Genomic DNA, 9,682 nt, shown 5'->3' on the forward strand with positions numbered 1-9,682 from the left:
CGCGACCGCCAGCTCGGCGGGCCGGGCCGGGCGGACCAGCACCCCGGTCACCCCCTCGACGACGACGTCGCGCAGCCCTCCCACGCTCGTCGCCACGACCGCCCGCGCGCAGGCCATCGCCTGCAGGACCGGCCCGACCCCGACGTCGCGCTCCGGTGCGGCGACCACGACGTCGGCCGAGCGCAGCAGCCGCGGCATCAGGCCGCCCTCGACCGGCCCGAGGAACCGGACGCGCCCGGCGACGCCGGCCTCGCGGGCGATGCCGAACAGGCGCGCGCGGTCGGGGTCCGGGTCCGCCGCGCCGCCGGCGACGAGCAGCTCGGCGGTGCGGATCCGGGACAGCGCACGGATCACCGTGTCCATCCCGGCGCCGTCGGCCAGCGAGCCGACCGCGAGCAACCGCGGCCGGTCGTCCCGGCGCAGCGCCGGCCCGTCGGGGGCGAACACGTCGGTGTCGACGGCGGCGGGCACCGTCCGCAGCACCGCCCGCGGCACCCCGCGGCGCAGCAGGGCGGTGTGCTGCTCCTCGCTGGAGGCCAGCACGCGGGCGGCCCCCTGCGACGACCCGGTACGGGCCGCGGGGATCGCGGCCGGGCCCTGGCAGTCGGCCGGATAGACCTGCACGACCGGCACCCCGGTCGCGACGGCGGCGGCCCCGGCGCGCGGTCCGATGGCGTGCACCACCTGGGGCGGGTCGTCGGACCACGCCGCGGCCAGTGCGGTGTCCTGCCCGGGTTCCCACGGCTGCACGCGCAGCGTGCCGCCGTCGGCCGGGGCGGTCAGGTCGGGGTCGTCGGGGACGTCGGTGAACACCCGGACCGTGTGACCGGCGGCGGCCAGCGAGGCGGCGGTGATCCCCGCGCCGCACGTTCGCGGGACCTCGGGGGTACGGATGACGGCGATGCGCAAGCGGAGCCTCCACGTCGTGCTCGCGGCTGCGGGCACGCGCAGTTGGCTCTACGCGTCGGACCCGTGACCGTACCCGCTCCGGTCCGCCCCCGGGTGGGCGACCGCGGGGGTGTGCGAGGCGGGCACATCGGGTAACCGGGTCGCGTCGGGCGGGCCGGCCCGGCAGGACGGGGAGGGGGCGGGCCCGTGACCGCACAGTCCTGGATCCTCAGGGTGGAGCCCGACGCGGCCGCGTGCCGCACGGCCCGGCACGAGCTGACGCGGTTCCTGACCCCGTTGGTGGACGACGCGACCGTCGGCGACGCGACGCTGGTGCTGCACGAACTGGTGGCGAACGGTGTCGACCACGCGCACACCCCGATGCTGGTGACCGCACGGGTGCGCGACGGCGCGGTACGGCTGCGCGTGCGCGACGGTTCGGTCGTGCGCGGACGCGAGCAGCCCTACGACCCCACCGCGACCCGCGGACGCGGGCTGCAGATCGTCGGCCGGCTCTCGCAGCGCTGGGGGGTGCGCCGGCACCACGGCGGCAAGACGACCTGGGCCGACGTCGGGCCGGTCGGCGCCCGCCCGGCCCCGGACCTGCACCTGGTGCGCCCGGCCTCCTGACCACCCGCCCGTCCGGCGGGCCGGAGCCACCGGGCCGGGCCGGGGCGGGGCGGACGGTCCCGGCCGGGGACCGGGTGGCCGGACCCGGCTCATCGGGGTGGGCTCACCGCGACGGGCCCGTGCGGGCCCCGCCGCGGACGGTCAGGCCGGCGTGGAGAGCCGGGTGCCCTCGTGGCGCGGCGCCAGCCCGAGACGATCGACCAGCTCGGTCGTCGCCGTCGACCGGTTGAGACAGTAGAAGTGGATCCCGGGGACACCCTCGGCGAGGAGCCGCTCGCACAGCTCGCCGGTGACCTCCATGCCCGCGGCGCGGAACGCCGCCGTGTCACCGGAGTAGGGCGCGAGCCGCTCGACGAGCGCCGCCGGCAGCGGCGAGCCCGACAGCTCGGGCCCCTTGTGAAAGGTCTTCTCCGAGGTCAGCGGCATGATGCCGGGGATGATCGGCTGGTCGAACCCGGCGGCGGCGACCCGGTCGCGCAGCCGCAGGAAGCCGTCGGGCTCCAGGAAAAGCTGGGTGACGGCGAACTCCGCGCCCGCCCGGAACTTCCCGACGAGCCGCTCGGTGTCGGTCTCGAGCTCGGCCGAGCGCGGATGGCCGTAGGGGAACGCGGCGACGCCCACGCAGAACGGGCCGGACCGCTTGATCAGCGCGACGAGCTGGTCGGCGTACTCGAGCCCGTCGGGGTGGGCGACCCACTCGCCGAGCGGGTCGCCGGGCGGGTCCCCGCGCAGCGCCATGATGTTGCGGACGCCCGCGGCGGCCAGCGACCCGATCACGTGGCGCAACTCATCGGTCGAGTGCGAGACGGCGGTCAGGTGCGCCATCGAGCACAGCGTCGTGTCGGTGGCGATCCGCTCCACCGTGCGGACGGTGCGGTCACGGCTGGAGCCACCCGCGCCGTAGGTCACCGACACGTAGGCCGGGTCGAGCACCTCCAATCGGCGGATGGCGCGCCACAGTTCCGCCTCGCCCCGGTCGTCCTTGGGCGGGAAGAACTCCACCGCGAAGAAGGGGCGGTCGACGTTGATCCGTTCGGTCACCGTGGATGCGGAGCTCGTCGTCACCCCGACGACCTTACGGTGCGCACCGCCGTTCGGTCGTCCACCGACCGGCGCGCACCGTCTGTGCCCCGCCATGACGTGCACCACGACGGCATCGACGGGCCGGTTCCCGGGTGCACCGATAGCCTGGTCGTCGTGGCCGACCCCGTCTCCCCCGTGTCCGCACCGTCCGGTCCGTCCGGATCCCCGGGCCTGTCCACCGCAGGTCCGGCTCCGCTCGACGACGCGCTGCCCCAGCACGTGGAACGGGTGCTGGCCGGGTACCTGGACCGCCGCCGCACCGAGGTGCTGGGCATCGACCCGGTCGTCGCGGCGGCCGCCGACGCGCTGGCCGGGTTCGTGCTGGGCGGCGGCAAACGGCTGCGGCCCACCTTCGCCTGGTGGGGCTGGCGTGGCGCGGGCGGCGACCCGGCCGACCCGCACGCCCAGGGCGTGCTGAGCGCGATCGCCGCGCTGGAGCTGATCCAGGCATGCGCCCTGGTCCACGACGACCTGATGGACGCCTCCTCCACCCGCCGCGGCCGGCCCACGGTGCACGTGGAGTTCGCCCGGATGCACGCGGCGAACGGCTGGTCCGGACCGCCGGCGCGGTTCGGCGCCGCCGTCGCGATCCTCGTCGGGGACCTGGCCCAGGTGTGGGCCGACGACATGTTCCACGCCGCCGCGCTCCCCGAGGGCGCCCACACCCGCGCCGCCGAGCCGTGGCGGGCGATGCGCACCGAGGTGCTGTCCGGCCAGTACCTCGACGTGCTGGCCCAGGCCTCCGGGGACACCGCCGAGTCGACCGCACTGACCATCGACCGGTTCAAGACCGCCGCCTACACCGTGGAGCGGCCGCTGCACCTGGGCGCGGCGATCGCCGGGGCCGACCCGCGGGTCGTCGCGGCCTACCGGCGCTACGGCGCCGACATCGGCGTCGCCTTCCAGCTGCGCGACGACCTGCTGGGCGTGTTCGGCGACCCGCGGGTCACCGGCAAGCCCGCCGGGGACGACCTGCGTGAGGGCAAGCGGACCCTGCTGGTCGCCGCGGCCCTGCAGCGCGCCGAGCAGCGCGGGGACCGGGCCGCGGCCGACGTCGTCCTCTCCGCGCTCGGCGACCCCGACCTGGACGCCGCGAGCCTGGAACGGGCCCGCTCCGCGCTGTCGGAGCTGGGCGCGGTCCAGTCGGTGGAGCAGCGGATCGCCGCGCTCACCGGCGCCGCGCTCGACGCGCTCGACTCCGCACCGGTCGCCGAACCGGGCCGCTCGCACCTGTTCGAGCTGGCCGAGCGCGCGACCCGGCGGGCCTGGTGAGCGGGGTGCGGCGGATCGAGGGGCACACCGACCACGTCGTCGTCGTGGGGGCGGGGCTGGCCGGGCTGTCGACAGCACTGCACCTGCTCGGCGCGGGCCGCCGCGTCACGATCGTCGAGCGGGAGAGCTTCCCCGGCGGGCGCGCCGGGCGGCTCGACGTGACCGACGACCACGGCACCTACGCCCTGGACACCGGCCCCACCGTGCTGACCATGCCGGAGCTGCTGGACTCCGCGTTCGCCGCCGTCGGCGAGACGACCGCGGACCGGCTCGACCTGGTCCGCCTCGACCCGGCCTACCGGGCCGAGTTCGCCGACGGCTCGGCGATCGCGGTGCACACCGACGCCGCCGCGATGGAGCACGAGATCCGCGAGCAGTGCGGCCCGGACTCCGCGGCCGGGTACCGGCGGCTGCGCCACTGGCTCACCGACCTCTACCGCGCCGAGATGGACAACTTCATCGGCGCGAACATGGACTCGCCGCTGTCGCTGCTCGGCCCCGACCTGGCCCGGCTCGCCGCCCTCGGCGGCTTCGGGCGGCTCGGGAAGCGGATCGACCGCTTCCTGCCCGACGAGCGGCTGCGCCGGGTGTTCTCCTTCCAGGCGCTCTACGCCGGTGTCTCCCCGCGCGACGCGCTCGGCGCCTACGGCGTGATCGCCTACATGGACACCGTCGCGGGCGTGTACTTCCCGCGCGGCGGCATGCGGATGATGGGCACCGCACTGGCCGGCGCCGCCGCCGACGCGGGAGCAGAGATCCACTACGGCCGCACCGTCACCGGCCTGGACCGCTCCGGGGACCGGGTCACCGCGGTCCGGCACACCGGTCCCGACGGCGCCGACGAGTCGCTGACCCCGTGCGACGCGGTCGTGCTCACCCCGGAGCTGCCCGCGGCCTACGCCCTGCTCGGCGGCGCACCGCGGCGTCCGGTCGGGCTGCGCTGGTCGCCCAGCGCCGTCGTCGTGCACGCCGGGATGCCCACGCCCGCCCCCGGCACCGCGCAGCACCACCACACGATCTCCTTCGGCGGCTCCTGGGCGGGCACCTTCCGCGAGATCATCGACGAGGGACAGCTGATGTCCGACCCGTCGCTGCTGGTCACCCGGCCCGGGCTGACCGACCCGTCGCTGCAGCCCGGCGGGCGCGAGGTCATGAGCGTGCTCGCCCCGTGTCCGAACACCGCGGTGGCGCCCGGCATCGACTGGGACCGGGTCGGCCCGGCGTACGCCGAGGAGCTGTTCGGTGTGCTCGCCGACCGCGGGCTGGTGGACCCCTCCGCGCAGCCGAGCTGGACCCGGATGTGGACCCCGCAGGACTGGGCGGCCGCCGGGATGGCCGCGGGCACGCCGTTCTCGGCGTCGCACACGCTGGCCCAGACCGGCCCGTTCCGGCCGCGCAACCTGGTCCGCGGTACGGCGAACGCGGTGCTCGCCGGGTGCGGCACGACCCCGGGCGTCGGGATCCCCCCGGTCCTGATCTCCGGGCGGCTGGCGGCCGAGCGGATCACCGGTCCGCGCCCGGCCGAGCACGCCGGGCGCGGGGCCGCCGCGCGCACGGGGCACTGACACGGGGCACTGAGGGCGGGTGCCGGGGGGCGTGGAATCATGCTCCCGACGATGCCCGACCAGCACACACGGACACGATGACGGCTCAGCCCTCGCCCCCGCTCCCCCGCCCGGCGGCACCCGAGACGGTGACGCCGGACCCCGGCGCGGGCGCGGTCGTGCCCCCGCCGCCCGCACCGGAGCCCGCGGGCCCCGGCCTGGTCGAGCGGCTCGGCTCGCCGCCGCGGGGTGTCCTGCTGCTGGGGCTGGCCGGGACCGTGCTGATGTTCCTCGGCTCGTTCGGCGGCGGCGGGATCCCGATGCGGGACCCGGTGATCGGCAACTCGGCGCTGTCGTTCTGGCGCTACGGCCACGGCGCGATGCTCGCGACGATCGTGATCTACGTCGGCCTGGTGCTGATGGTGTGGGCGTGGGTGCGGCTGGGCCGCGCCGTGCTCGCCCGGCGCGCCGGTGGCCGCGCGGTGCTGACGACGGCGGCGGTGTGGATGCTGCCGATGCTCGTCACGGCGCCGTTGTTCACCCGCGACCCCTACAGCTACCTCGCCCAGGGCGCGCTGCCGCTGGCCGGGTACGACCCGTACGTCGTCGGGCCGGACACCATGGGCGGGATCTTCACCGACAACGTCCACTTCTTCTGGCAGGACACCCCCGCCCCCTACGGCCCGCTGTTCATCCTGCTCGCGCAGGGCGTGGTCCTGCTGGTCGGCCAGAACGTGCTGCTCGGCGTCGTGCTGATGCGGCTGACCCTGGTCACCGGGCTGCTGCTGCTCGTGGCGGTGCTGCCCGCGCTGACCAGGCGCCTCGGCGGGCGTCCCGCGGTCGCGCTGTGGCTGGCCGTGGCGAACCCGGTCATGGTCGTGCACATGGTCGGCGGGGTGCACAACGACCTGCTGGTCGTCGGCCTGCTGCCGCTGGCGGCGCTGCTGGCGCTGCGGCAGCGGTTCGTGTGGGCGATCGTCGTCGCGTCGCTGGCCATGGCGGTGAAGGCCTCGGCCGGGATCGTGCTGCCGTTCCTGGTGCTGGTGTGGGCCGCGACGCTGTCCGGCGGGTTCTGGTCGCGGCTGGTCCGGGCCGGGGTGCCGTCGGTGGCCGTGTTCGGCGTCGTGTTCGGCGGGGCCACCTGGCTCACCGGTCTCGGGCTGGGCTGGCTGCCCGCGCTCAGCGCCCCGTCGATGATCGTGAACTGGCTGTCGGTGCCGACCGCCGTCGGTCAGGCGACGGCGAGCGTGGCCGGGATGTTCGCCGGCGAGGTGAACACCCAGGCGTTCGTGGACACGTTCCGGTTCATCGGCGCGCTGGTGATGGGCCTGCTGATCGCCCTGCTGTGGTGGCGCGGCCGCGACGACCCGCGGGCCGCGGTGCGCAATGCCGCGATCGCCCTCGCGCTGGCCGCCGTGCTCTCCCCCACCACCCTGCCGTGGTACCTGAGCTGGGGGTTCTGCCTGCTCGCGATGACCCCGTGGAGCGCGCGCGGACTGCAGTGGGTGGTCGCCGGCTCGATCTGGCTGATGATCGTGTACTTCCCCGACGGCGAGACCGCCCTCTACGTGCCGCACTACCTGCTGGCGGGTGCCCTGGCCGGTGTCCTGGCTGCGGTGTCGCTGCTCCGCCCGGACCCGCTGGGGCTGCGCCGGGGCGCCCCGGAGGCACCGTCGACCGCGCCCACCACCGATGCGGGCGTCCGCGGCTGAGCGGGCCGGGCGCGTCGAGCTCGACGCCGCCGGCCTGACCGACCCGCAGCTACGGGCCGCCTACGCGGCCTGCCGCGCGCTGCACGCCGAGCACGGGCGCACCTACTTCCTGGCGACCCGGCTGCTGCCCCCGGCACGACGGGTCGACATCCACGCCCTCTACGGCTTCGCCCGCTTCGCCGACGAGATCGTCGACGACCCCGACGGCGCGGGCGGCGGGGACCCGCACACCCGGCTCGACGCGCTCGACGCCGAGCTGGCGGCCGCGCTGGCGGGCGCCCCGCTGCCCGGCAGCAGGCCCGAGGTGCTCGCCGTCGCCGAGACCGCGCGCCGCCACGACCTCGACGCGTCGCTGTTCCGGGACTTCATGGTCTCGATGCGGATGGACCTCACCGTCACCGACTACGCCACCGACGACGAGCTGGCCGTCTACGTGCACGGCTCGGCCGCCGTGATCGGGCTGCAGACGCTGCCGGTGCTCGGGACGGTCGTCCCGCGGGCGGAGGCCGAGCCGCACGCCGCGCTGCTGGGCGTGGCGTTCCAGATCACGAACTTCCTGCGCGACGTCGGCGAGGACCTCGACCGCGGCCGGGTGTACCTGCCCGCCGACGAACTCGCCGCGTTCGGCGTCGACCGGGAGCTGCTGGCCTGGAGCCGGCGCACCGGGCGCCCGGACCCGCGGATCCGCCGCGCCCTGGCCCACCTGGTCGCCCGGACCCGGGCCACCTACCGGCGGGCCGACCCCGGGATCCCGATGCTGGAGCCGGTGTCGCGGGCCTGCGTCGGCGCCGCCCGGGTGCTGTACGCGGAGATCCTCGACGAGATCGCCGACGCAGGCTACGACGTGCTGACCCACCGGGTCGCGGTGCCGAACGGGCGCCGGGCCGCCGTCGCGCTGCCCCGGCTCGGCCGGGCGCTGGCCGCCCGCGGGACCGAGTTGGCGCGCGAACGCGCCGGGCGTCCGTCCCGCGGGTGAGCCGGCGGAACCCTCAGAAGGCCATGGCCTGGGCGCGGCGCTTGATCTCCTTGTGCCGGCCCGCGCGCAGCGCGGTGATCGGAGCACCGGAGAGCGACTCCTCCTCGGTGAACAGCCAGCTCAGGATGGCGTCGTCGTCGTAGCCGCCGTCGCGGAGGACGACGATCGTGCCCGGCAACCCGCGCACGACACCGTCGTCGTCGAGCAGCGCGGTCGGGACGACGACGTCGTGCCCGTTCTTGAACGACAGGAGCTGACCGTCGCGGACGAGCTGGTGGACCCGGGAGACGGGGATCGACAGGCGGTCGGCCACCTCGGCGACGCTCAGCGTCTCCTCGGTGACCGCGGCGGGGAGGGACTCGTTCACAGCCGGACACTGTCCCACACCGTCCCGGACGGCGCCGACGCCCACCGGACCGGCCCGCCCGCGGCCCCGACGCCGACCACCTGCGCGACCGCCGGGATCGCCCCCGGTAGCCTCACCCGCGATGAGCTCACCGTCCGGTCCGGCCGACCCCGGCATCCCGGGTGGGGCCGGGCGGCTCGCCGCCGACGGCCCCGGCGAGGTGCTGCTCGACGGCCGTTACCGGGTCGGCCCGGTGCTGGCCCGCGGCGGCATGTCGACGGTGCACCACGGCACCGACACCCGTCTCGAACGCGCCGTCGCGATCAAGGTGATGGACCCGCGGATGGCCGGGGACCACGCCTTCCGTACCCGGTTCGACCGGGAGGCGCGGCTGGCCGCCCGGATCGACCACCCGTGCGTCGTCGCCGTCTACGACCGGGGCACCGTCCCCGCGGGCCCGCTGGGCGAGGCCAGCCTGTTCGTCGTCATGGAGCTGGTCGACGGCGGCACCCTGCGCGACGTGCTGCGCGCCCGCGGGGCGCTCGGGCTCCCGGCCGCGGTGCGGGTGCTCGAACCGGTCCTCGCCGGCCTGGCCCGCGCGCACCGGCTCGGCATGGTGCACCGCGACGTGAAGCCGGAGAACGTACTGATCTCGTCCGGCGGCGAGGTGAAGGTGGCCGACTTCGGCCTGCTCACCGCGGCCGCCGAGGCCGGGGTCAGCCACGCCGGGATGATCCTCGGGACGATGGCCTACCTCTCCCCCGAGCAGGTCGTGTCCGGCCGCGCCGACGGCCGCAGCGACGTCTACGCCGCCGGGGTCGTGCTCTACGAGATGCTGACCGGGCAGCCGCCCTACACCGCCGACAACCCGCTGTCGGTGGCCTACCGCCACGTGAACGAGGATGTGCCGCCACCGTCGGCGCTGGTCCCGGGGCTGCCGCCGGCCGTGGACGCCCTCGTCGCCCGGGCAACCTCGCGGGACCCCGAGCAGCGCCCGGTCGACGCGGAGCACTTCCGCCGCGAGCTGCTGGACACGGCCGACCGGCTGGGCCTGCCCCGGACCGCGACGCCGCGCCCGCCCGGCCCGCCCCCGCCCCCGCCCGCCCCGCCGCGGCCGTGGAACAGCCGCAGCCGCACCCCGTGCTCGGCGGCCACGTCGCGCAGCTGGCGCTGCGCCCGGTGGATCTGCCACTGCGACGCGGTGATCCCTGCGCCCTTGTTGGAGTCGGAG

9 protein-coding genes and 1 pseudogene are annotated in these 9,682 nt (G+C 76.2%); 6 read left to right on the forward strand and 4 right to left on the reverse strand.

Features of this window, described 5'->3' with window-relative positions:
• A partial coding sequence (locus NH602_RS23600; protein ID WP_253068929.1) for a glycosyltransferase family 4 protein occupies positions 1-909 on the reverse strand: 909 nt, incomplete at its 3' end.
• Between the two features lie 186 nt (positions 910-1,095).
• Between NH602_RS23600 and NH602_RS23605 the strand changes: the two genes are divergently transcribed.
• A complete protein-coding gene (locus NH602_RS23605) occupies positions 1,096-1,518 on the forward strand; it encodes an ATP-binding protein (RefSeq protein WP_253068930.1) in 423 nt (140 codons plus the stop codon).
• Positions 1,519-1,659: 141 nt separating this feature from the next.
• Here NH602_RS23605 and NH602_RS23610 read toward each other — a convergent pair whose 3' ends face one another.
• Positions 1,660-2,583 carry a methylenetetrahydrofolate reductase gene (locus tag NH602_RS23610; RefSeq protein WP_253068931.1) on the reverse strand — a complete coding sequence of 308 codons (924 nt, stop codon included), beginning with the start codon at positions 2,581-2,583 and terminating at the stop codon, positions 1,660-1,662.
• A 189-nt stretch (positions 2,584-2,772) separates the two neighbouring features.
• On the opposite strand from NH602_RS23610, the gene NH602_RS23615 reads away from it, so the two are divergent.
• The 4 genes from NH602_RS23615 (at position 2,773) to NH602_RS23630 (ending at position 8,105) form a co-directional block, all read left to right on the forward strand.
• Complete coding sequence (locus tag NH602_RS23615) at positions 2,773-3,873, forward strand: polyprenyl synthetase family protein (protein ID WP_073574434.1); 1,101 nt, start codon at positions 2,773-2,775, stop codon at positions 3,871-3,873.
• 5 nt (positions 3,874-3,878) lie between these two features.
• Positions 3,879-5,438 (forward strand): phytoene desaturase family protein, encoded by a 1,560-nt coding sequence (crtI, locus tag NH602_RS23620; protein WP_253068934.1) that lies wholly within the window; start codon positions 3,879-3,881, stop codon positions 5,436-5,438.
• Between the two features lie 77 nt (positions 5,439-5,515).
• The gene (gene mptB / locus NH602_RS23625) at positions 5,516-7,129 is read left to right on the forward strand and encodes a polyprenol phosphomannose-dependent alpha 1,6 mannosyltransferase MptB (RefSeq protein WP_253068932.1); all 1,614 of its coding nucleotides are present in this window, start codon (positions 5,516-5,518) and stop codon (positions 7,127-7,129) included.
• A complete protein-coding gene (locus NH602_RS23630) occupies positions 7,110-8,105 on the forward strand; it encodes a phytoene/squalene synthase family protein (protein WP_253068933.1) in 996 nt (331 codons plus the stop codon). The genes mptB and NH602_RS23630 overlap by 20 nt, the downstream gene beginning before the upstream one ends.
• 13 nt (positions 8,106-8,118) lie before the next feature.
• On the opposite strand, the gene NH602_RS23635 is transcribed toward NH602_RS23630, so the two are convergent.
• Complete coding sequence (locus NH602_RS23635; RefSeq protein WP_062396076.1) at positions 8,119-8,472, reverse strand: Rv2175c family DNA-binding protein; 354 nt, start codon at positions 8,470-8,472, stop codon at positions 8,119-8,121.
• A 121-nt stretch (positions 8,473-8,593) separates the two neighbouring features.
• On the opposite strand from NH602_RS23635, the pseudogene NH602_RS23640 reads away from it, so the two are divergent.
• Positions 8,594-9,439 (forward strand): annotated as a pseudogene (locus NH602_RS23640) (protein kinase); the annotation flags it as partial.
• Here the strand turns inward: NH602_RS23640 and NH602_RS32275 are convergent.
• Positions 9,334-9,657, reverse strand: a complete 324-nt coding sequence (locus NH602_RS32275; RefSeq protein WP_374210256.1) for a phosphoenolpyruvate carboxylase — start codon at positions 9,655-9,657, stop codon at positions 9,334-9,336. The pseudogene NH602_RS23640 and the gene NH602_RS32275 overlap by 106 nt on opposite strands.
• Positions 9,658-9,682 lie beyond the last annotated feature (25 nt).

It is taken from the genome of Pseudonocardia sp. McavD-2-B, assembly GCF_024124365.1.
GTDB lineage: Bacteria > Actinomycetota > Actinomycetes > Mycobacteriales > Pseudonocardiaceae > Pseudonocardia > Pseudonocardia alni.